Genomic DNA, 20,765 nt, shown 5'->3' with positions numbered 1-20,765 from the left:
CCACGATCGCGGTGTGGAAAGCGTGGCTGACCGGGATTCGGTTGGCGTTCATGCCGGCGGCGCGGAAAGCCGCGACGGCGCGGTCCACGGCATCGGTGGCACCGCCGATGACGGCCTGGCCGTTGCTATTGATGTTCGCAACCACGACGTACCCGTCGGTCTCGGCCACGATCCGGTCGATCTCGGCCAGTGGGGCGAACACAGCCGCCATGGCACCGTTGTCGGTAACCGACAGGCTCGCCATCCCCTGGCCCCGGGCGCTGACCGCCTCCAGGGCGGCGTCGAACGACAGCGCGTCCGCAGCCACCAGGGCGCCGTACTCGCCCAAGCTGTGGCCCATGACCATGTCCGGACGAACGCCGTACGCATCGAGCATCCGGGTCAGGGCCAGATCGGTGGCCAGCACCGCCGGTTGCGTAATCTCGGTCTGCATGAGCTGTTGTTCCAGCCGTTGCGCAGTGGTTTCGTCGCTGCCGTCGGCGAAGATGAAAGCAGTCAGCGGCTTGCCCAGCAGCGGTGCCATGACCCGGTCGGCCTCGTCGAACGTCGCGGCCACGATCGGCTCGCGCTGGCGCAGGTCAGCCAGCATGTTCACGTACTGCGAGCCCTGGCCCGTGTAGAGGAACGCGACCTTGCCCGGTGCGCCGCGGCCGACGAAGACACCCTGGGCGCGCAGTATCTTCCACATGGCCGGGTTGCCGCCGCCCCGCAGTGCCTGCACCGCCTTCGCCGCCTTGGTCGCCAGGTCGGCCGCATCGGCGTAGTCGATGGCGACCCGAACCGCCGCACCCGCCAGGGCGGGATCCGGCGGAGCAGGGGCGGGAGCCCGCCCGCCCGACGCCTCGGCGGCCAGCTGCTCCAGTCGCGCGGCCACCTCGGCCTCATCTGTGCCGCCGACCACGGCCGCTCCACGCAGCGGCGCCTTCCGCCCACCCGTCGCGGCGGTCGGCTGAGCTGTGACCGTCGCGCCCGGAAACGATCGGCTGGCATCCTGCGCACGGTGCCGGCCGGGCACGTACTCCTCGAGCACGGCGTGGAAATTGGTGCCGCCGAACCCGAAGGCGCTCACCCCGGCGCAGCGCACGCCGCTGTCGGGCGCGGACCACTCGCGAAGTTCGGTGTTGACCCGGAACGGGATGTCGTCCCAGTCCACGTTCTCGTTGGGCTGGTCGAAGTGCAAGCTGGGCGTCAGCACCTTTTCGTGGAGGCCGAGCACCGTCTTGAGCAGGCCCGCAGCTCCGGCCGCGCCCTTCAGGTGGCCGATGTTGGACTTGACCGACCCCAGCGCGATCGAGCCGTTCGCCGCACCGGCCTTGCGGAACACATCGGTCAAACTGGCCAGCTCGGTCGCATCGCCCACCCGCGTGGAGGTGCCGTGCGCCTCGATGCAGGTGGCCAGCGCCGGGTCGAGACCGGAGACGGCCCAGGCGCGCTCCACTGCCAGCCGCTGCCCAACCGGGTTGGGCGCCGTGATGCCCTTGCCGCGCCCGTCGCTGGAGCCGGCGACGCCAAGCAGCACCGCGTAGATGCGGTCACCGTCACGCTCGGCGTCGGACAGTCGCTTGAGGACAAACAGCGCAGCGCCCTCGCCCATCACGAAACCGTCGGCGCCGGCGTCGAATGGACGGGTGCCGGTCGCCGACAGCGCGCCGATCTTGCAGAACTTCACATATCCAGTCTCGTCCATGTTGCGGTCGACGCCGCCCGCGACCGCGGCGTCGAAGTCTCCGGCCTGCAGTCCGCGCATGGCTGCCGACATAGCGGCCAGCCCGGAGGCGCAGGCCGCGTCGGTGGTGAAGTTGGGGCCGCGGAAGTTGAACAGGTTCGCGACCCGCCCGGCGATCACGTTCGCAAGCTCGCCGGGCATGGTGTCCTCAGTGATCTCCTCCAACCCGGCGAGAAACGAGGCGCGGGTCTCGGCGAGCACTGCTTCGCGCACCGGCTCCGGCACTGCCGCGAATGACGTTGCGGCGCACAGCTCGCGGGCGAACTTGGGAAACTGGATCCGCAGGTTGCTGCGGTGCTGCTTGTCGCCGCCGATGGCGTTGCCGATGATGACGGCGACGCGCTCCGGGTCCACCGTCCAGTCCGGCCAGCCGGCGTCCAGCAGCGCCGAACGAGTGCCCGCCACGGCCCATTTCTGGCCGCCGTCCATCTGTGTGCTAACCGCCGGCGGCACAGGTAGCCGCCACGCCAGCGGCTCCCAGGAGAAGTCGCGGACCCACCCGCCGATGCGCGAGTACGTCTTGTCCGGTGCGTGCGGGTCGGGGTCGTAGTAGAGCTCGGGATCCCACCGTTCGGGCGGGACGTCGCTGATGCTGTATCGGCCGTCCTTGATGTTGGCCCAGAAGGTGGCGGCGTCGGGTGCGTCGGGCATGATCGCGCTTACGCCCACCACCGCGATCGGCTCCTGCATCGTGGTCGTCATGATGATCCGGTCTCCCGTCGGTAGAGCGAGTCGGCGACCCGGTCCATGTCAGCGAGCAGGCCGGCCTGCGCGGCCCGGACCCGATCGAACGGGAGCGTGGCGGCAAGATCCGACCCGGAGCCCGCGCCGGCCACCCACCGCAAGCCCTCCTCGGCGACCTTCAGCGCCGCCTCCCGGCCGAAGACGCGGCTGACCGCGGCCAATGCGGCGGCGTCGAAGCGGGCGTCTGACTTCACCGGCAACGCACCGGCGGCGGACGCCGCGGCCCGGCGGGCCAGTGCGCCCGCACACTCGGCGTAGCTGATCAGTTCACCCAGCCGCAGCAAAACATGCTGGTTGCGGGTCAGCCGGCCGACCCGGCAGGCCTCCATAACTGCGGCCAGGCATTCCAGTGCCAGCGCCGCCGTGGGCCCACCGAATTCTTGGGCTACGCCGTCAAGACTGCGTGCCGCGTCGCGGTAGTAGGCGCCAGATGTCTTGAGGTGCTGCTGCCAGCGGTCGCGAGCGATCGTCATCTCCAAGATCTCCGAAGTTCCCTCGTAGATCGTGGTGATCCGGACGTCGCGTTTGATCTTTTCCACCAGGTACGGACGGGTGTAGCCGTACCCGCCGTGCGCCTGGATCGCGGCTTCTGCGGCCGCGTTGCCGGCCTCGGTGGCCAGGTACTTCGCTATCGCGCCTTCGGTGTTCAGCGCGCCGCCGGCGCCTTCGCCGTTGTCGATTCGTGTGGCGGTTTCCTCAGTGAATGCACGCGCCGCCTCCAGCCGCACCGCATGCGGCACGATCAGCTTGTGGGTAAAACCCTGCTTGGTCGACAGCGGGGCGCCGCCCTGTACCCGGTTGGCGGAGTAGGCGATCGCCCGGTCTAGGGCCGCCCAGCCGCCGCCGAGGCCAAACGCGGCGACCATCACCCGGGTATAGCCGAAGACCTGTTGGGCCTGGGTGAGCCCGCGGCCCTCCTCCCGGCCCACCAGGTTCTCCGCCGGTACCGTCACGTCATCGAGGAACAGGGCGGCGGTGTCGGACAATCGGATACCGTGCTTGTCTTCCGGCGGTGCCGTCGAAAAGCCGGGGGTGCCTTTCCCCACCACGAACCATGACGGGCCGCCCGGCGTGCGTGCCAGAACCGAGTAGAAATCCGCGATCGAGCCGTTGCTGATCCACTGCTTGCGCCCATTGAGCCGGTAGGCGGTCACCTGACCGGCGGTCTCTACCGGTGTGGCTGTCGTCGTCAGCGCGGCCAGGTCGCTTCCGGCCTCAGGCTCGGTGGCGGCGTATGCGAACAGTATGCCCTGGTCCGCGATACGTCCCAGCCACTCCTTGCGCTGCTCGGGGGTCCCGCCGACCAGGATGGGGTCGCTACCGAGGAACGTGGCCAGGACCGAGGTCGCGATTCCGATGTCAAGGCGGGCGAGCCGTTCGCACACCCGATAGGAGTCGAACGCCCCGCCCCCGAATCCGCCGTATTCCTCCGGGATGAACACCAACTGCACGCCGAGGTCTTCGCCGCACATCGCGCGGACGGTTTCCTCCGGGCAGACGTCTTCGTGGTCGAGGTCCAACCGGCGGTCGTCCGGTAGCGCCTCGGCGACGAAATCGTCCAATGAGGTCAGCATCATTTCCAGGCTGTCGCGGTCTAGGCCGACGTTGGTGGTCATCGAAAAGTTCTCTTCTCACGGATTCGAGACGGGCTCCAGAGTCCATACATGCTCGCTGTCGACTGAATTGTGCAACCGGCGGGCCGCTGCAGCCCAGAGGCGAAAGTCATGCGCTAAGAGGACAAGGTCACCTATGTTGGCCCACCATCCGGCAAGACCACCGCTAGCGTGCGACCTGCAGACCTAAGTGATCCCGCAGCGTGTGACCGGTGTATTCGGTGCGGAACGCGCCGCGCTCCTGCAATAGCGGCACCACGTTGTCGACGAAGTCGTCCAAACCGTGCGGTGTCAGGTGCGGCACCAGGATGAAACCGTCGCAGGCGTCGGCCTGGACGTACAGGTCGATCTCCTCGGCGATGTGCTCGGCGGTACCGACGAACTGCTGGCGGCTGGTGACGGCGATGATCAGCTCGCGGATCGACAGCTTCTCCGCCTCGGCGCGCTCGCGCCAGCGGCGGGCCACCGCGACAGGATCGCCGTGCCGCACCCGACCCTGGGTGATGCCGGTGTCGCCGGTCGGATCGAAGTCGGGTAGCGGGCCTTCCGGGTCGTACTCCGAAAGGTCACGGCCCCAAACCTGTTCGAGCATCGCGATCGCCGTCGCGCCGCTGACCTGCTGATAGCGGATGTGCCGCGCCTTGTCCTGCGCATCGTCAGCACTGTCACCGATGACGAACGTCGCGGCCGGAAAAACCTTGAGCTGGTTGGGGTCTCGACCGCAGGACTTCGCCCGGCCTTTGACGTCGGCGTAATAGCGCTGGCCGTCCTCGATCGAAGCGTGCAGGGTGAACAAGGCGTCGGCGTGCCGGGCGCCGAAAGCCCGGCCCTCGGGAGAGTCGCCGGCCTGCAACAGCACCGGATGACCCTGGGGCCCTGCGGGCAGTGTCGCGAACCCACGCACGTTGAACTGCGGGCCCTCGTGTTCGACCGCGCGAACACCGGACGAGTCGACATACGTCCCGCTTTCGACATCCGCGAGCACAGCGTCGGCTTCCCAGCTGTCCCAGAATTGACAGGCGACGGTGAGGAACTCGTCGGCCCTCGTGTACCGGTCGGCATGATCGAGAAAGCCACCGCGCCGGAAGTTTTCACCGGTGAACGCGTCCGACGAAGTAACGATGTTCCATCCGGCGCGGCCACCGGACAGATGATCAAGTGTGGCGAATTGTCTTGCCACTTCGAATGGTTCGTTGAAGGTGGTGTTGATGGTGCCGGTCAGCCCGATCCGGTCGGTGACGCCCGCCAGGGCCGCCAGCACGGTGAAGGTGTCCGGCCGGCCCACCACGTCGAGGTCATAGATCCGTCCCCGGTGCTCACGCAACCGCAGACCTTCGGCCAGGAAGAAAAAGTCGAACAGTCCTCGCTCGGCGGTGCGGGCGAGATGGACGAAGGAGTCGAACTCGATCTGGCTGCCCGCGCCGGGGTCGGTCCACACGGTGGTGTTGTTTACGCCCGGGAAGTGCGCGGCCAAATGAATCTGCTTACGGGTCAAGGGATCAGCCCCCACCTCTGCGCGATCAGCTGATGCGAACGCAGCCGGTCTTCGTGGCGGTGGGTCACAGAGGTGACGACGAGTTCGTCGGCGTCGGTCAGCCGTTGCAGCGCGGATAGTCGTTCTGCGACCTCGTCCGGATCGCCCACGAATTGAGTTTCCAGCCTGTCTTTGACGACGGGCAGCTGTTCATCGGTGAGCGGCGGGCAATCGTCGGGATCCGGGTAGGGCATGGCACCAACGCCGGTTCGGATGGAATACACCCATTGCCCGTAGCCGGTGGCGAGATGGGCTGCGGTGGCACTGTCGTCGGCGACGACGATGTCGGCAGACACCACGACGTAGGGCCGCTTCAGCGTGGCCGACGGGACGAACGTGTCACGGTATGCCTCGATGGCTTCCAGAGCGGTCGCCGGAGTGATGTGATAGCTCGCGACGAACGGCAGCCCACGCGCGCCGGCCACCCTGGCGCTCTGCCCCCTGGTGCTGCCAAAGACCCACGGTGTCAGTCCGGATCGCTCGCCCGGCACCGCGTGCACGTCGAAACCCTCGACCTCGTAGGTACCGTCGAGCATCGCGAGGATGTCGGCGAGCTGCTCGGCGAAGTCGGGCGACACCGCCTCGGGTTGCTGCAAGATCCCCATGGTGGCCTGCACCCGCTCCTTGTCGAGGAGCCCACGCAGATCGAACGGCAGCGGAATCACCACCCCGTCGACCTCGCGCCACTGTCGCGGCGGCCGCGTTCTGGCCGACGGCTGCTTGGGTTTGAACCCGGTGTCGCGCCGCTGTCCCCGGCCAACGCCCAAGTCGATGCGGCCCGGATAGAAGGCCTCCAGCATCCCGAAGGTCTCGACCACCGCGGCAGCCGTGGTATGACTGAGCTGCACGGCAGCGGCACCAACCCGAATCCTGTTGGTAGCGGCCGCGATTTGGCCGATCAGCACCGCCGGCGCCGAGCTGGCAACTCCGACGAAGTGGTGTTCGGCGATCCAGAACCGATGAAAACCCCACCGCTCGGCGTGCTGCGCCAGATCGATGGTGTTACGCAAGGCCGTCGGGGCGTCGCCGCCGGCGCTGATCGGCGCCAGGTCCAGGATCGAGAGCGGTATCACTGGTTCACCGCCGCGTAGCGGTTGGCTGCCACCGGCAGGCCGAGCCGTGTGCGCAGCGATTCGCCCTCCCGGTAGCCGGCGCGGAATCGTCCGGCTCGCTGCAACATTGGCACTACGTCGTCGACGATCAGGGGGAGATCGGTGGCGTTGACGGCCGGCCGCAGCCGCGCCCCGTCAATGCCCAGCCGCTGCCATTCCAGCAACATGTCCACCAATTCTGTTGTGCTACCGGCGAAGACGAGTGCATCGGAGCGGAAGTCGCCGTCACAGTCGAACGCCACCACCACGTCCGCGAAGACTTTCAGGCGCCCGCCATCCGCCGCGCGCACCTCGTCGAGGATGGTCCGCACCGTGGCTTGCAGGTTGGGTGAGTCGGTGGGCGTGATGAACACGACATCGGCGCTGGCCGCGGCGAATTCGTAGACCGGGCCGGCGTGCGCGAGCGCGGCCACCACCGGCTGGCCCTGCGGCGGTCGTGGTGTGATCGACGGCCCCCTGACCGAGAAGTACTGTCCGGTGAAGTCGATGTAATGCAGTTTGTCCGTGTCGACGTAGCGCCCGGTGCTCACGTCGCGGATCACCGCGTCGTCCTCCCAGCTGTCCCACAATCGTCGTACCACGTCGACGTACTCGACGGCTTCTTCGAAGAGGGGGATCTGGGATGCGTCACGGCGGCCGAATAGCGCCGCCTCGTGCGTGGTCACGCTGACCCGCGGCTGCCAGCCCGCCCGGCCGTGCGAGATATAGTCAAGGGTGGCAACGGCTTTGGAAATGTGGAACGGTTCGGTGTGGGTGACGGTGGCCACCGGAACCAAACCGATGTGCTGTGTCGCGGGCGCAATACGAGCCGCAACGAGCACAGCGTCGCCGCGACCGGCCAACCGTCGCGGATCGATCCGCTCGCGGCGCCCCGGCTGCGGCATCAGGGTGTCGTCGATGGTGAGGAAGTCGAGCAGCCCTCGCTCGGCGGTGCGGGCAAGCTCGGCCCAGTAGCGGCCGCTGAGCACGGCCGGGGAATCAGGGCGTTCGGGGTATTCAGCTGCCAGCGTGGCGCGCCATGCCTGTGGATGCCAGCCGTACCCGTCCAGCGCGACGGCCAGATGCAACTGATCCGTCATGCTAGCCACTTCTCGAACGCGATCGGAAAAACCGGACCGGAGCTGGGCAGCGGCCCGGGCAGCCGGGTGTATCCGCCGGCGCGATACAGCTCTTCGGCCTCGGGTTGACGATGGCCGGTCATCAAATAGATCTTCCGGTAGCCGCAGGCCGCGATCTGGGCTTCCAGCTCGGCCAACAGCGCCATGGCGAAGCCACGGCGGCGATGCGCGCTGTCCGTCCAGACTCTCTTCAGTTCGGCGGTCTCAGCGTCAAATCGCCGGAACCCCCCGCCGGTGACCGGCCGGCCGCCCAACAGCCCGATCAGCAGGCCGCCGTCGGGCGGGGCGAACTCGTCGTCCGGGTTGTCCGTCAACCACTCCAGCACCGTTGGCGGCGTGCTGTCGTAGCGGTGCGCATACTCGGCGGCCAGCTCCTCAAGCAGTGGCTGTGCCAGCGCATCGTCCAACGTGGCCGGCACAAACTGTAGCTGAGATCTGGTCATCACCTAACTTTCTAACGCGCATCACCCGAAAGCATTCCAATTGAATTCCAGGCGGAATTAAACCCGGGTCGCGGTGACGTAACGTGGGTTGGTCGCCGCATCACGGTCGTCGCCGCGCCACCGCCCGGCCAGGCCCACGGCGCTGAAGAGTTCTAGGACGTCCCTTTCGACCGTTTCCCAGCCGTGGGCCGCCAGATACTCGGGGACATATCGGTATTCGCCCGGGTAGGTCAGACTGGCCAGTTCGACGTTCAGACCGTGTCGCCACCAGCCGTCCATAAACGCCCGACCGGCCTCCAGCTGAGACGAGGTCCAGGTGGGCATGTGATCGGCGGCGAACCGGCTGCCGGCCGTGCTCAACGCTGTGACGTCATCCAGTAACCGGTTCTGCCCAGACGGCGGTAGGTAGCCCACCAGCAGTTGCTCGACAACCCACACCGTGGGCTGGGCATCGTCAAAACCGACCCGTCGCAGCGCCGCGAGCCAATCCTGGCGCAGATCGATGCCGACTGCGCGCCGGTTCGCCGACAGTGTGGCGCCCAGCCCGCGCAGCACCGCGGTCGTGAAATCGATGACTTCCGGCTGGTCGATCTCATAAACCGTTGTCCCGGGCGGCCACCACAGCCGATACGGCCGAGTGTCTAAACCCGACGCCAGGATCACCGCCTGGCGAATGCCCGCCCGCCCGGCGTCGGCGAGGAACTGGTCCAAAAACCGAGTGTGCGTCACAAGGACGTCCATGAGCGCGGTCACCACAGGATCGTCGCCGCCATCCCCGTACCGCTGGTTCTCGACCACCTGGGTGAAGTACTCCACCCCTACGGCGCGCACCAACGGCTCGGCGAACGGATCGTCGATTAGGCCTTTGTGGCTGGCCACAGCCCTGGCTGCCGCGCCGAATGTCGCGGTCATTCCCACGCCGGTGGCGGGATCCCACGTGTCGCCGTCTCTGCGTGTCATCGGCGCCGCAGGGCCAGCCCTAGGCTCGCTCGCCAACCGAGCAGCAGTACCGCGGTGACCGACGATGCCACCACCACGAAGCTCGCCGCCACGCCCGCCGAGCTGGCTTTGCGCAACAGCATGCCGACCGCCACGGTGCAGATCCAGACGACCACCCCGGTGGGAACCACAGCCGTGGGGCGCCGCCAACCGCGGGACGCCAGCCAGCCAATGACGGTCCCGCTGAGAAACGGCCACGCGGTCGACGCGACGCCGGTGACACTGAGTCCCTCGGCGTGGCTGCGCCGTCCGACGGCACAAAACACCAGCACGCCGACGACGTCCGTGGCCAGCCATGCCGGCCACGCCGGACGTGCCGGTCCATGCCGCGATTGCATTCCGCGAGACTACGCAATCCTTGACCCCGTCGCCGCGGCGAACCTAGATTCGTCAGCAATGAATGCCTATTCAGACGGCAGGCTCGCGGTGGTGACCGGCGCCGGATCGGGCATTGGCAAGGCGATAGCGCTGGCGTTCGCCGCCCTGGGCGACCGGGTGGTCGCCGCGGACCTCGACGAGGCGGCGGCTGCGGCCACCGCCAAGGAGCAACCCGAGCTGATCACGACGTTGCCGGTGGACGTCGCCGACCCCGCCCGAGTCGACACCTTGCGGGAGCGGACACACGCCGAGGTGGGTGTGCCCAACATTGTCATCAATGCCGCCGGGTGGGATCGAACCGACCGATTCCTCAATACCACACCGGAATTCGCGATCAAGGTGGTGGCCATCAACTACCTGGGGCCGGTACATATCTGCCGTGCGTTTCTGCCCGGGATGATCGAGGCGCATGCCGGTGGGCGCATCGTCAACCTCGCCAGCGACGCGGGCCGCGTCGGCAGCGCCGGCGAAACCATCTACGCCGGCGCCAAGGGCGGAGTCATCGCACTCACCAAATCGCTGGCCCGGGAAATGGCGCGCCACCAGATCACGGTGAATTGCGTGTGCCCCGGCCCGACCGACACACCGCTGTTTCACGCACAACCCGAGAAGCTGAAAGAGGCTCTGGTGAAAGCGATTCCGTTCGGCCGGCTGGCCCGCCCCGAAGAGGTCGCCGCACCGGTGCTGTTCTTCGCGTCCGAGGCCGCGTCGTTCATCACCGGCCAGGTGATCAGCGTCAGCGGCGGACTTACTATGGCTGGTTGAGGGGCAGGTTGAATTTCATGAACACAAATACACCACCCGCTTTCGACCGAGACGACCCGCTCGGCCTGGACGCGTCCCTATCCAGCGACGAGCTCGCGGTGCGCGACACCGTGCGAAAATTCTGCGCCGAAAACGTCACGCCGTACGTCGCCGAGTGGTTCGAGGCCGGCGACCTTCCCGTGGTGCGCGAACTGGGAAAGCAGTTCGGCGAACTCGGATTGCTCGGCATGCACCTGCACGGCTACGGATGTGGCGGCGCCTCAGCCGTGCACTACGGCCTGGCCTGTGTGGAACTGGAGGCCGCCGACTCCGGCGTTCGGTCGATGGTCTCGGTGCAGGGCTCGCTGGCGATGTTCGCCATCTGGAACTTCGGTTCCGAGGAGCAGAAGCAGCACTGGCTGCCCGGCATGGCCGCGGGCGACCTGCTCGGATGCTTCGGGCTGACCGAGCCCGACGTCGGCTCCGACCCGGCAGCGATGAAAACCCGGGCACGCCGCGATGGCTCGGATTGGGTGATCAACGGTCGCAAGATGTGGATCACCAATGGCTCGGTGGCCGACGTCGCGATCGTGTGGGCCGCCGCGGACGACGGCGACGTCCAAGGTATTCGGGGCTTCCTAGTGCCGACCGACACCCCGGGTTTCACCGCCAACACCATCCACCACAAGCTGTCGCTGCGCGCCTCGATCACCAGCGAGCTGGTGCTCGACGACGTGCGATTGCCCGCCGAAGCGATACTGCCCGAGGCCAAGGGCCTGCGGGGACCGTTATCCTGCCTGTCGGAGGCGCGCTATGGAATCATCTGGGGGTCGATGGGAGCCGCGCGCTCGGCGTGGCACGCCGCGCTCGACTACGCGACGCAGCGCACCCAATTCGGTCGTCCGATCGCAGGATTCCAGTTGACTCAGGCGAAACTCGTCGACATGGCGGTCGAATTACACAAGGGCCAGCTGCTGTCGCTGCACCTGGGCCGCCTCAAAGACAGCGGCGGGCTGCGCCCCGAGCAGGTCAGCTTCGGCAAATTGAACAACACCCGTGAGGCGATCAAGATCTGCCGGACGGCGCGAACGATACTGGGCGGCAACGGGATATCGCTGGAATATCCGGTCATCCGGCACATGGTCAACCTGGAATCGGTGCTGACTTACGAGGGCACACCCGAGATGCATCAGCTGATCCTTGGCCAGGCGTTCACCGGCAGCGACGCCTTCCGCTGAGGGAGTAGGAGGTAGCCATGGGATTCATCGCATATCGGATCGGTGTGGGTATCGCAGCGTGTGGCCTGACTTTGGCCTCCTGGGCCGCTGGAGTGCCTGCAGCAGACGCCGACCCCGTCACGCTGCCCCCGATGACATCCACCAACAGCGGACCGATCATCGGCGGCGGAGGCGCCGCACAGCAGATGTCGCAGCAACTCAAGAGCCTGGGTGATCCCAACGTTCAAGAGGTCGACGGCCCGGACGCGGCTCAATTCATCACGGCCGCAGCCGCTGTCACGAACCGCGACCTCGCCTCCCCCTTCATGGCGTTGCAGCGGGCGTTGGGATGTCAGCAGAACAATGCCGGATTCGGGGCGCGCGCCTACCGGCGCAATGACGGCCAATGGGGAGGCGCGATGCTGGTTATCGCCAAAAGCGCGTACCCGAACACCGACGCGATGAAAGCCTGCGAGATGTCCGATTGGCGAAGGCCTTCGGCGGGCAGCACCACGTCAATGTGCAACAGCGGTTGGACCTATCCCCCGCAGACCTTCAACAACAAAGGCGGCGACTATTCCGTCTTGCTCGCCGGCACGAACTCCGACTTCTGCAGTGCGCTCAACGGGAACTACAAGAACAACGCCTCTGCGTGGCCGTGAGTTAAAACGGCGGCGGCTCGTCCGGGTTGGGCGGCGGGGCGTGCGCGGACTGGAACGCTTCGGCGGCCAGCCGGGTTTGGCGGTTGTGTCTGCGTTCGGCCTTGATGCGGTTGGCGCGGTTTTGGCGCGGGTGCGGGTACGGGTGGGCATCATCACCTCGCGATTGGCGCAGTGCGTGCCGGGCGCGGGTTCCACTGCCGGCAAGTGGCCGGTCGGTGCGCACAGGCTCGGAAATAGCAGCGCGCTACCCAGTGTGGTCACTTAGGTGTGGCCGTCGTGGAGAAGCAAGATCACCCGTGCCGCCCGTCACTCGCGGGCTACCGATGTGGTCATGCGGTATGGATCTCGGGAATCATCGCCTGGCATGCCTGCGGGTCGAGTTGGTACGGCGCGTAGAAGGAAAAGCGGTCGATGATGTCGCCGAAGCGTCGACGAACCCCTGCGCCCACCTCCTTGGGTTCGCCGACAACAGCGAAAGTGTTCAGGATGGTGTCGTCGATGAGTCCTGTCATCGTGTCCCAGGAATTGATTTTGGACAGCCGGTGCAGTTCCGTGTGCAGATCGCCCCAGCCGTGCAGGTCGAGCACGCCCCGGTATGCCGGAGTCGAGCCATAGAACGCAATCTGGCGGCGTACGGCATCCGCGGCCTCGGTCAGCGCCTGTTCGTCCAACCCCGTCACGACAAACCCGGAATAGGCCAGCACGAAATCAGAATCGGACTTTTTTTGCCGCTCCAACACTGAATTAACCTGCGGAACAGTCACTTCCCGCAGATATCGTTCAGTGGTAAAGCCATGGACGAGCAGTCCGTCTGCTACTTCAGCAGCGACAGAGGTCATCTGCGACCCCACTGCAGCGATGAACACCGGCGGGGCTCCAAAAACGTTGCGGCCCGGGCGGAAGGCGGGCGGCATGAGAGTGTGCTGATAGAAGTCGCCGCGAAAGTCCAGTGGCTGGTCGTTGTTCCAGCTGTCCCAGATCGACTGCATCGCGGCAACGAACTCACGCATCCGATCCGCGGGACGACTCCACGGCATACTGAACCGGCGTTCGATGTGCGCCTTGATCTGGGAACCCAGCCCGAGAATGAATTTGCCCGAACTGAGCGACTGCAAGTCGTTGGCGACTGTCGCCATGCTCATCGGGTTGCGTGCGAACGCTACCGCGATAGCCGTTCCAACCGTCAGGCGTGGCGTGTGCTCCGCCGCCAGCACCGCCGGTAGGAACGGGTCCCTCGCTATCTCGGTGGACCAGACCCCGGCATATCCCATCCGCTCAGCGTCGGCCAGTTTCTCCACGATGGCTCCGATGTCGCCACCCTCCGTCGTCCCCCCGACAGTCCCATCTACCAACACGCAGCTGCTCCTAACATTTCGGGGGCCGAAAAACTACGCCGATACATCAGATCCTTGAGAATGCACAAGGTCGGATGCGAACGGACCGCCGGGGCCGAATTTCCCCGTCACACTGGCATCCGCTGAACTGGTAACCACAGCTCAGCTCACCTGCAAAGCGTGAGACCAAACGACGTGCCCCGTTCGTCAACAACCAGAGGCGCGAGGCTCGTAGCATCAGTTCGACATAACTGTCGAGAAGGTCCCAGATCACCGTGCCGTCGGGCAGCTGCTCGTCGCGCCAGCCCCAAAACGTCTTGAGCAAATGATGTCACCGATTGGCTAAAGAACACTTAGGCCGACCCAGCCGGAAAGCGCCCGTCACCGCCACCTCTTCGCGGGCAGCTACGAATGAGTCAACGAGTCACACTTTTTGGGGGCAGCTCGACATGATTCAACAGGGGACCCTGACCGTGTTATACCGGCAGACCTCGTTCGGCACGTTCGGCGGCGGCGACGCCATCAGCTGCAACATCCTCGCCCACATCTGCTGCACGTCCGGCGCCGCCAGCCGCGACAAGTCCACGGGCGACGGCAGCGGCGGCAAGTCCGGCCCCCCCCGGCAGCACCACCGACCCCGGCGGCAACACCGTCCCCGGCGGCATCGGCGGCACCGGCATCCCTCCCGGCAGCACCACTGTCCCCGGCGGCCACCCCACCCCCGGCGGCAGCGGCGGCAGCGGCAGCCCCGGCGACGGCGGCGGCGCCGGCATGTCGGTGGCCTGGTCTACCAGGCGCACCGACCCCGACGCGACCGTGGTTTCGCCGGTACCGAGCGGTGCGGTGGCGTCGAAGAGCGCGAGCATCGCGATGGCCGCGGCCCCGGCGAAGAGCACGTGCGTCACACGGCGACGTTGACACCGACCGTCGGCTGAATTGATTTCATGCCACTGAGGGTCGATGGGCGTTGTCATCCCTAGATATTGCGTGTCGTTGTTAGCCGCAGGCTGGGCGCCCATTACCGATCTGCTGTGAGGTGACGAATCGGCGTCCCGGTCGAGCGTCATCACGCCCCACGCCTTCTCGGCGTCGGGATGCGTGGTGCGCACCGCGACCAACAGGGTGTTGGGTCCTGCTGCAGGATGGCGGGGGAGCGCGTTGCCCTTTGACGGGTACCCCCGGTGTTGGCACGGATATGCGAAAGGACATTTCACCGCTGATATCGGTGACCCCCGCCGCCAGAATCTCCTCTTAACTGCGAAGGCGAGCGATATCCTTCCCCAATGGCATCGAGCGTGTCGGGGAAGATTGCATTCGTTACCGGCGGCGCGTCTGGCATCGGCGCCGCGTTGACGACCAAGTTGGTCGACGAGGGCGCCGAGGTCTGGATCGCCGATCGTCAGATCGGCCCGGCGCAGGAGCTGGCGCAACGCCTAAATAGTGGTAGGGCAAAGGCGCACGCGATCGAGCTCGATGTGCGCAGCTACTCATCGTTTGAGCGCGCCGTCGCCGAGGCAGTGCAGCAATGCGGGCGGATCGACTACCTGTTCAACAATGCCGGCATTGGGGTCGGCGGTGAGATCGACTCATACACGCTCGATGACTGGAACGACGTCTTCGACGTGAACCTGCGCGGTGTGGCACACGGCATCCAAGCGGTCTATCCGATCATGATCCGGCAGCACTCCGGCCACATCGTGAACACAGCCTCCATGGCCGGTCTCGTCACCAGTCCGGGCCAGGGGAGCTACACCGCCACCAAACACGCCGTCGTCGCGATCTCGAAGACATTGCGGGTCGAGGCCGAGCGCCACGGCGTGCAGGTCTCGGTGCTCTGTCCGGGCGTGATCCGGACCCCGATCCTCACAGGCGGCCAGTACGGACGCATGAACTTAACCGGCAGCAGCGACGAGGAACTCCTCAAATTCTGGGAGCCACTGCGGCCCATGGCACCCGAGTTGTTCGCCGAACGCGCCCTTCGTGCGGTGTTACGTGGAGACGCGATCATTGTGGTGCCGGCATGGTGGAAGGCATGGTGGTACCTGGAGCGGGTGTCGCCCGCCTTATCGATGCGAGCCGCAAAAGTCCTGCTCAAGCGCATGCGTGAAGTGGAATCCACCGCACCGTGACCCGCTCTGCAAGGTCAGGCGGACCAGGTTTAGCCGCGACGACCCGACTCAGCGCCACTGCGCTACGCAGAAGTGGTCGCCTTGTCAGTAGATCGCTTCAGACCGGACGACGCCACGAGCACCGACAGGATGACGGCTACCAGGAAGAGCGCCAAGACATCTCCCCACAAATGTCCCATATGGTCGCTACTGAAGGATTGCATCGCCATGATCGCGCCGTGGACAACACTGGACCACACCGTGAACCAGATCAAGCTGAGGTTCGCTGCGGGGTTGCGCGCCGCGTTGAGTAGGAAGACGCCTAATGTCGCGTAGACGCCCACAATCATCATGAAGTAGTCAGACTCGTAGGGCGCGCCGTGATGCCATAGAAACCCCGCCGGCCAGACCAGCGCCAGGGGATAAAGAAGGAGCATGACGACGCCAAATACGGCTAGTGCGAGTTGCAGAAGTCTATATGCAGAAGGCATTTCGCGCCTCCGAGAGTGTGGGCATGCTGCCGAGAATTCTAGTGCGTTTCGTTGCCCGAAAATAGAGTCGTCGCAGCGAGCCCTCAACCCTCTGCGCCGACAGCACCAGGGGCCACGGCGCACCTACTGCAACCGTCAGCAGTACCGCTGTGATGGGAATCAACGTTGCAATGATGCACCTATGCCTGAGCTGAAGCCGGCACAGACATTGTCAGATTGGACGGGTGGGTCGCCCACCCCTCCCCGACGCCTCGGCGTCGGTGATCACTCGGTGCGAAAAACGATGATCGCGCCCGTGACAAACTTTCTGGCAGGACGCCGGTTGTGGACAACCGCCGTTGGTGACACAAAACTTGGCAGGGCAAAGAGGATCCCGAAGAGGATCCCGAAAAGGAGAAGCATGCCCCGCCATCGCGTCGTCATCATCGGAAGCGGATTCGGCGGCCTGAACGCGGCCAAAGCGCTCAAACGGGCTCCCAAAGGATGCCAAATCGACGTCACCCTGATCTCGAAGACGACCACGCATCTGTTCCAGCCGCTGCTGTATCAGGTGGCGACGGGGATCTTGTCCGAAGGCGACATCGCCCCGACCACCAGGCTGATCCTGCGCAAGCAGAAGAACGTCCGGGTGTTGTGGGGTGAGGTCAGCGCGATCGATCTGAAGGCGAAGACGGTCACGTCGCACCTGATGGGCATGGAGACGGTGTCGCCCTACGACAGCCTCATCGTGGCCGCCGGCGCGCAGCAGTCGTACTTCGGCAACGACGAGTTCGCCACCTACGCCCCCGGCATGAAGACCATCGATGACGCGCTGGAGCTGCGTGGCCGCATCCTGAGCTCGTTCGAGGCGGCCGAGGTCGCCACCGATCATGCCGAGCGCGAGCGGCGGCTTACCTTCGTCGTGGTCGGGGCCGGACCCACCGGTGTCGAGTTGGCGGGTGAGATCGTTCAGCTGGCCGAGCGCACCCTGGCCGGGGCATTCCGGACCATCACGCCCAGCGAGTGCCGGGTGGTCCTGCTCGACGCCGCGCCCGCCGTGTTGCCGCCGATGGGTCCCAAGCTGGGCCTCAAGGCGCAACAGCGGCTGCAGAAGATGGATGTCGAGGTCCAGCTCAACGCGATGGTGACGGCCGTCGACTACAAAGGCATCACGATCAAGGAGAAGGACGGCGGCGAACGCCGGATCGAGTGCGCGTGCAAGGTGTGGGCGGCTGGCGTTGCGGCCAGCGCGCTGGGCAAGATGATCGCCGAACAGTCCGACGGAACCGAAACCGACCGCGCCGGAAGGGTAATCGTGGAGCCCGACCTCACCGTCAAGGGGCACCCGAACGTCTTCGTCATCGGCGATCTGATGTCCGTGCCGCACGTGCCCGGGATGGCGCAGGGCGCGATCCAGGGCGCGCGCTACGCCACCACCGTGATCAAGCAGGCCGTGAAGGGACACGACGACCCGGCCACCCGCAAGCCGTTCCACTACGTCAACAAGGGCAGCATGGCCCTCATCTCCCGATACAGCGCGGTCGCGCAGGTCGGCAAGCTGGAGTTCGCCGGCTTCATCGCCTGGTTGGCGTGGCTGCTGCTGCACCTGTATTACCTGATCGGCTTTCGCAACCGCATCGCCGCCATGTTCTCCTGGGGCATCTCATTTTTGGGTCGCACTCGCGGCCAGATGGCCATCACCAGCCAGATGATCTACGCCAGGGTCGTGACCAACTGGATGGAAGGAGCCTTGGAGGCGGCTGAACGCGCCGAAGAGGCCGAAAAGGCGGCGGGCTAGCCGAGGGCCTGGTCGATATCGGCGATCAGGTCGTCGGTGCCTTCCAGCCCGACCGAGATGCGGACCACGCCGTCGCCGAGCCCGATCGCGGCGCGACCCTGCGGACCCATCGCCCGGTGAGTTGTGGTGGCCGGGTGGGTGATTAGCGATTTGGCGTCACCGAGGTTGTTGGAGATGTCGATCAGCCGCAGCTTGTCCAAAAGCTCGAAAGCTCGTTGCTTGGCAGTGCCATCTGGTGTGTCGAGCTCGAAGGTGACGACAGTCCCGCCGCCGGACATCTGACGCTTGGCCAGGTCAAACTGCGGGTGCGACGCCAGGAATGGGTAGCGCACCCAACGCACCGCCGGATGGCCCTCCAGGAACTCCGCGATCCGGTGCGCCGAGGAATTGCTGTACTCAACCCGAACCGCAAGCGTCTCAAGGCCTTTCAGCAACACCCAGGCATTGAAGGCACTCATCGCCGGGCCCGTGTGCCGCATCAGCTTTTGCACCGGACCGTCGATGTACTCCTTGTCGCCGAGGATCGCACCGCCCAGCACACGACCCTGGCCGTCGATGTGCTTGGTCCCCGAATACACCACCACGTCAACGCCGAGCGGAAAACCCTGCTGCAGCAGCGGCGTGGCAAAAACGTTGTCCAACACCACCTTTGCGCCAGCCGCATGGGCCAGCTCGGTCACTGCGACGATGTCCACCAGCGACTGCATCGGATTCGACGGCGTCTCGAAGAACACCGCCTGCGTCGGCTTGGACAGCGCCTGCTCCCATTGCGCAAGGTCGTCGCCGTCGACGAAGACGGTCTCCACTCCCCACCGCGGCAGGATCTCGTTGCACACCACGAAACACGATCCGAACAGGCTGCGCGCGGCGACCAACCGGTCACCGGCGGCCAGCAGCGCGCCCAGCGAGGTGAACACCGCGGCCATGCCACTCGCGGTGGCGAACGCCGCGGGTGCTCCCTCGATCAGACGCAACCGTTCCTCGAACATGGTCACTGTCGGATTGCCGTAGCGCGAGTAGACAAAGTGGTCCAGCTCGCCGGTGAACGACTTCTCCGCGACGGCCGCCGACGGGTAGACGTAGCCGGAGGTCAAAAACATCGCCTCGGCGGTCTCTTCGAACCCGGATCGCAACAGGCCGCCGCGCACGCCGATGGTGGCCTGGCTGACGCCGTCGGGCAGCTCCTTGGGCGTGCGGACCGAGGGCTGGTCGGTCATCCCTGTTACCCCTGCTTCCAGGGCAATCCGACCGCCCGCCAACCGGTTTCACCGCGGTGGCCGTGGGCGTCGAGCTGGCCTTCGAAGCCGTCCAGCACGTTGTAGGACGGGGCGATTCCCGCCGCGGTCGCGACTTCGGCGGCGCCGATGGAACGGTTGCCCGAGCGACACAGGAACACCACCGGGCCCGGCTCCGCGGGGATCTGGTCCTTCAGTTCGGCCAGGAAGTTCTCGTTGTGCTTCCCGTCGGACGTATTCCACTCGATGTAGACGACGTCACGGCCAAGGCTGGACAGGTCGGGCACGCCCACGAAGCGCCATTCGGCGTCGGTGCGCACGTCCACGAGGACGGCCAGCGGGTTGTCGCTGAGCAGTTTCCAGGCCTCGAGCGGCGTGATATCTCCTGCGTAGGCGCGTGTTTGCCCTGTACTCACGGTTATTTGACCTCGTTCTTCTCAAACATTGCGAGCAACAATATCCGTGCATGAACATGCGTGCGCGGCGCGGGGGGGAGCGCATGTTCAGGCCCGGGGGGTCGTCGGTGCCAATATCTAATCTTAGGGATGGCTGACCACCCAACCAACCAAAGAGGAGCGGATTCTAAAAACCATGATTACCGACAACGCCACCAACTGACCTTGGTCCCGCCCCGACCCCGCCGGCCTGGTGTGAACCCGTCACCGTGCCGGAATGGATGGAACTTGTCGAAGGCGGCACCGCGGCCACCTGGTGCCGTGCCTTCGGCGATCGTGTGGATCTCGGCCGATGACCGTTTCGAGGGTGGGAGGATTCTGCGGTCGGCGCCGGTGATCCACTACGGGGAGGAGCCTGGTCTCGGTAAGGGGACCGACGCGGGCGCGGCGCGCCGGCTGGCGTGCGCAGCTGTTGGATGCCGCCGACATCCTCGACAGCTGAAAACTGGGCATTGCTACTAGTTTGTAAAGCAGTTCTTTACACACCCGCGTTGTAAAGGTAGCGTTTACACGTGGAGGTGAGGGCCAGCGCCCGCAAGCACGGCATCAGCGACGACGCCATGCTGCACGCCTACCGCAACGCGCTGCGCTACGTCGAACTCGAATACCGCGGCCAGACCCAACTACTGATGATCGGCCCCGACCAGACCGGGCGCCTGCTGGAACTGATCATCCCCGCAGACCAACCACCGCGGATCATCCACGCCGACGTGCTGCGCCCAAAGTTCTACGACTACCTAAGGTGACGACCATGAGTGTGAAACACAAGATCGACATCGATGAATGGCTCGACAGCATCGAACCCAACCCGGCCGACGCCCGCGACGCCAGCCACATGCGCGCCATCATCGCCGCCAAGCAAGCCCTCGACGACGCCGAGGCGCAACTTGCGGCCGCAGTACACGCCGCCCGCGCTGCCGGCGACACATGGGCCGCGATCGGCGTTGCTCTCGGCATCACCCGCCAGGCCGCATACCAACGATTCGATCAACGCGCGAAGGAGCGCATCTCAAGGTAGGTCCCGGTCATCGCGACCGCGCAACTGTGAAGATCAATCATCACGGTTGCTTGCCGA

General features: G+C 65.8%; 21 protein-coding genes and 1 pseudogene. 7 read left to right on the top strand and 15 right to left on the bottom strand.

The window, feature by feature from the left end:
• From ACLP9N_RS31485 to ACLP9N_RS31450, 8 genes are all read right to left on the bottom strand, one after another.
• Positions 1 to 2,428 (bottom strand): type I polyketide synthase (locus ACLP9N_RS31485; RefSeq protein ID WP_442411053.1); only part of this gene is annotated, 2,428 nt, incomplete at its 3' end.
• Positions 2,425 to 4,086, bottom strand: a complete 1,662-nt coding sequence (locus tag ACLP9N_RS31480) for an acyl-CoA dehydrogenase family protein (protein ID WP_442411052.1) — start codon at positions 4,084 to 4,086, stop codon at positions 2,425 to 2,427. The genes ACLP9N_RS31480 and ACLP9N_RS31485, both read right to left, overlap by 4 nt.
• A gap of 163 nt (positions 4,087 to 4,249) precedes the next feature.
• Positions 4,250 to 5,593 (bottom strand): NtaA/DmoA family FMN-dependent monooxygenase, encoded by a 1,344-nt coding sequence (locus ACLP9N_RS31475; protein WP_442411051.1) that lies wholly within the window; start codon positions 5,591 to 5,593, stop codon positions 4,250 to 4,252.
• Positions 5,575 to 6,690: an LLM class flavin-dependent oxidoreductase gene (locus ACLP9N_RS31470; protein ID WP_442411050.1), complete on the bottom strand. Its 1,116-nt coding sequence runs from the start codon at positions 6,688 to 6,690 to the stop codon at positions 5,575 to 5,577. Before ACLP9N_RS31470 ends, ACLP9N_RS31475 begins: the two co-directional genes overlap by 19 nt.
• Positions 6,687 to 7,808 (bottom strand): LLM class flavin-dependent oxidoreductase, encoded by a 1,122-nt coding sequence (locus ACLP9N_RS31465; RefSeq protein WP_442411049.1) that lies wholly within the window; start codon positions 7,806 to 7,808, stop codon positions 6,687 to 6,689. The genes ACLP9N_RS31470 and ACLP9N_RS31465 overlap by 4 nt, the downstream gene beginning before the upstream one ends.
• Entirely contained in the window at positions 7,805 to 8,290 is a 486-nt protein-coding gene (locus ACLP9N_RS31460; RefSeq protein ID WP_442411048.1) for a GNAT family N-acetyltransferase, read from the bottom strand. The genes ACLP9N_RS31465 and ACLP9N_RS31460 overlap by 4 nt, the downstream gene beginning before the upstream one ends.
• Positions 8,291 to 8,347: 57 nt before the next feature.
• On the bottom strand, positions 8,348 to 9,250 hold the full coding sequence (locus ACLP9N_RS31455) for an SAM-dependent methyltransferase (protein ID WP_442411047.1): 903 nt from the start codon (positions 9,248 to 9,250) through the stop codon (positions 8,348 to 8,350).
• Entirely contained in the window at positions 9,247 to 9,627 is a 381-nt protein-coding gene (locus tag ACLP9N_RS31450; protein ID WP_442411046.1) for a DUF3054 domain-containing protein, read from the bottom strand. The genes ACLP9N_RS31455 and ACLP9N_RS31450 overlap by 4 nt, the downstream gene beginning before the upstream one ends.
• A gap of 58 nt (positions 9,628 to 9,685) precedes the next feature.
• Here ACLP9N_RS31450 and ACLP9N_RS31445 point away from each other — a divergent pair, with 58 nt between their 5' ends.
• Genes ACLP9N_RS31445 through ACLP9N_RS31435 form a run of 3 tightly spaced genes read left to right on the top strand, consistent with a single transcriptional unit; the run spans position 9,686 to position 12,290 of the window.
• On the top strand, positions 9,686 to 10,432 hold the full coding sequence (locus ACLP9N_RS31445; protein ID WP_442411045.1) for an SDR family NAD(P)-dependent oxidoreductase: 747 nt from the start codon (positions 9,686 to 9,688) through the stop codon (positions 10,430 to 10,432).
• Positions 10,433 to 10,449: 17 nt separating this feature from the next.
• Complete coding sequence (locus ACLP9N_RS31440) at positions 10,450 to 11,649, top strand: acyl-CoA dehydrogenase (RefSeq protein ID WP_442411044.1); 1,200 nt, start codon at positions 10,450 to 10,452, stop codon at positions 11,647 to 11,649.
• 17 nt (positions 11,650 to 11,666) lie between these two features.
• The gene (locus tag ACLP9N_RS31435; RefSeq protein ID WP_442411043.1) at positions 11,667 to 12,290 is read left to right on the top strand and encodes a hypothetical protein; all 624 of its coding nucleotides are present in this window, start codon (positions 11,667 to 11,669) and stop codon (positions 12,288 to 12,290) included.
• A gap of 1 nt (position 12,291) precedes the next feature.
• On the opposite strand, the gene ACLP9N_RS31430 is transcribed toward ACLP9N_RS31435, so the two are convergent.
• From ACLP9N_RS31430 to ACLP9N_RS31415, 4 genes and pseudogenes are all read right to left on the bottom strand, one after another.
• Positions 12,292 to 12,513, bottom strand: a complete 222-nt coding sequence (locus tag ACLP9N_RS31430; protein WP_442411042.1) for a hypothetical protein — start codon at positions 12,511 to 12,513, stop codon at positions 12,292 to 12,294.
• 106 nt (positions 12,514 to 12,619) lie between these two features.
• Complete coding sequence (locus tag ACLP9N_RS31425) at positions 12,620 to 13,645, bottom strand: TIGR03617 family F420-dependent LLM class oxidoreductase (protein ID WP_442411041.1); 1,026 nt, start codon at positions 13,643 to 13,645, stop codon at positions 12,620 to 12,622.
• A 243-nt stretch (positions 13,646 to 13,888) separates the two neighbouring features.
• Positions 13,889 to 13,955: pseudogene (locus tag ACLP9N_RS31420) on the bottom strand (hypothetical protein); the annotation flags it as partial.
• 145 nt (positions 13,956 to 14,100) lie between these two features.
• Positions 14,101 to 14,529 (bottom strand): hypothetical protein, encoded by a 429-nt coding sequence (locus tag ACLP9N_RS31415; RefSeq protein WP_442411040.1) that lies wholly within the window; start codon positions 14,527 to 14,529, stop codon positions 14,101 to 14,103.
• Between the two features lie 378 nt (positions 14,530 to 14,907).
• Here ACLP9N_RS31415 and ACLP9N_RS31410 point away from each other — a divergent pair, with 378 nt between their 5' ends.
• Complete coding sequence (locus tag ACLP9N_RS31410) at positions 14,908 to 15,753, top strand: SDR family NAD(P)-dependent oxidoreductase (RefSeq protein WP_442411039.1); 846 nt, start codon at positions 14,908 to 14,910, stop codon at positions 15,751 to 15,753.
• A gap of 62 nt (positions 15,754 to 15,815) precedes the next feature.
• On the opposite strand, the gene ACLP9N_RS31405 is transcribed toward ACLP9N_RS31410, so the two are convergent.
• Positions 15,816 to 16,223: a DUF6632 domain-containing protein gene (locus tag ACLP9N_RS31405; RefSeq protein WP_442411038.1), complete on the bottom strand. Its 408-nt coding sequence runs from the start codon at positions 16,221 to 16,223 to the stop codon at positions 15,816 to 15,818.
• Positions 16,224 to 16,623: 400 nt separating this feature from the next.
• On the opposite strand from ACLP9N_RS31405, the gene ACLP9N_RS31400 reads away from it, so the two are divergent.
• The gene (locus tag ACLP9N_RS31400; protein ID WP_442411037.1) at positions 16,624 to 18,000 is read left to right on the top strand and encodes an NAD(P)/FAD-dependent oxidoreductase; all 1,377 of its coding nucleotides are present in this window, start codon (positions 16,624 to 16,626) and stop codon (positions 17,998 to 18,000) included.
• Here the strand turns inward: ACLP9N_RS31400 and ACLP9N_RS31395 are convergent.
• Together ACLP9N_RS31395 and ACLP9N_RS31390 are read right to left on the bottom strand one after the other, a co-directional pair.
• Positions 17,997 to 19,217, bottom strand: a complete 1,221-nt coding sequence (locus tag ACLP9N_RS31395) for an O-succinylhomoserine sulfhydrylase (protein ID WP_442411036.1) — start codon at positions 19,215 to 19,217, stop codon at positions 17,997 to 17,999. The two genes, ACLP9N_RS31400 and ACLP9N_RS31395, sit on opposite strands and share 4 nt — an antisense overlap.
• 5 nt (positions 19,218 to 19,222) lie before the next feature.
• The gene (locus ACLP9N_RS31390; protein WP_442411035.1) at positions 19,223 to 19,651 is read right to left on the bottom strand and encodes a rhodanese-like domain-containing protein; all 429 of its coding nucleotides are present in this window, start codon (positions 19,649 to 19,651) and stop codon (positions 19,223 to 19,225) included.
• A gap of 551 nt (positions 19,652 to 20,202) precedes the next feature.
• Between ACLP9N_RS31390 and ACLP9N_RS31385 the strand changes: the two genes are divergently transcribed.
• Together ACLP9N_RS31385 and ACLP9N_RS31380 are read left to right on the top strand one after the other, a co-directional pair.
• A complete protein-coding gene (locus tag ACLP9N_RS31385; protein WP_442411034.1) occupies positions 20,203 to 20,436 on the top strand; it encodes a hypothetical protein in 234 nt (77 codons plus the stop codon).
• 11 nt (positions 20,437 to 20,447) lie between these two features.
• Complete coding sequence (locus ACLP9N_RS31380; RefSeq protein ID WP_442411054.1) at positions 20,448 to 20,708, top strand: hypothetical protein; 261 nt, start codon at positions 20,448 to 20,450, stop codon at positions 20,706 to 20,708.
• The last annotated feature ends 57 nt before the right edge of the window (positions 20,709 to 20,765 follow it).

Source organism: Mycobacterium sp., from assembly GCF_052144515.1.
Lineage (GTDB): Bacteria > Actinomycetota > Actinomycetes > Mycobacteriales > Mycobacteriaceae > Mycobacterium.
This window is presented reverse-complemented; position numbering and strand designations above follow the sequence as displayed.

What these genes read in the sequence shown, in the direction of transcription:
- ACLP9N_RS31435 (WP_442411043.1), top strand. Translation starts at nt 11,667, where the DNA reads ATGGGATTCATCGCATATCGGATCGGTGTGGGTATCGCAGCGTGTGGC.
- ACLP9N_RS31450 (WP_442411046.1), bottom strand. Translation starts at nt 9,627, where the DNA reads ATGCAATCGCGGCATGGACCGGCACGTCCGGCGTGGCCGGCATGGCTG.
- ACLP9N_RS31460 (WP_442411048.1), bottom strand. Translation starts at nt 8,290, where the DNA reads ATGACCAGATCTCAGCTACAGTTTGTGCCGGCCACGTTGGACGATGCG.
- ACLP9N_RS31410 (WP_442411039.1), top strand. Translation starts at nt 14,908, where the DNA reads ATGGCATCGAGCGTGTCGGGGAAGATTGCATTCGTTACCGGCGGCGCG.
- ACLP9N_RS31455 (WP_442411047.1), bottom strand. Translation starts at nt 9,250, where the DNA reads ATGACACGCAGAGACGGCGACACGTGGGATCCCGCCACCGGCGTGGGA.
- ACLP9N_RS31465 (WP_442411049.1), bottom strand. Translation starts at nt 7,808, where the DNA reads ATGACGGATCAGTTGCATCTGGCCGTCGCGCTGGACGGGTACGGCTGG.
- ACLP9N_RS31440 (WP_442411044.1), top strand. Translation starts at nt 10,450, where the DNA reads ATGAACACAAATACACCACCCGCTTTCGACCGAGACGACCCGCTCGGC.
- ACLP9N_RS31400 (WP_442411037.1), top strand. Translation starts at nt 16,624, where the DNA reads ATGCCCCGCCATCGCGTCGTCATCATCGGAAGCGGATTCGGCGGCCTG.
- ACLP9N_RS31480 (WP_442411052.1), bottom strand. Translation starts at nt 4,086, where the DNA reads ATGACCACCAACGTCGGCCTAGACCGCGACAGCCTGGAAATGATGCTG.
- ACLP9N_RS31395 (WP_442411036.1), bottom strand. Translation starts at nt 19,217, where the DNA reads ATGACCGACCAGCCCTCGGTCCGCACGCCCAAGGAGCTGCCCGACGGC.
- ACLP9N_RS31445 (WP_442411045.1), top strand. Translation starts at nt 9,686, where the DNA reads ATGAATGCCTATTCAGACGGCAGGCTCGCGGTGGTGACCGGCGCCGGA.
- ACLP9N_RS31405 (WP_442411038.1), bottom strand. Translation starts at nt 16,223, where the DNA reads ATGCCTTCTGCATATAGACTTCTGCAACTCGCACTAGCCGTATTTGGC.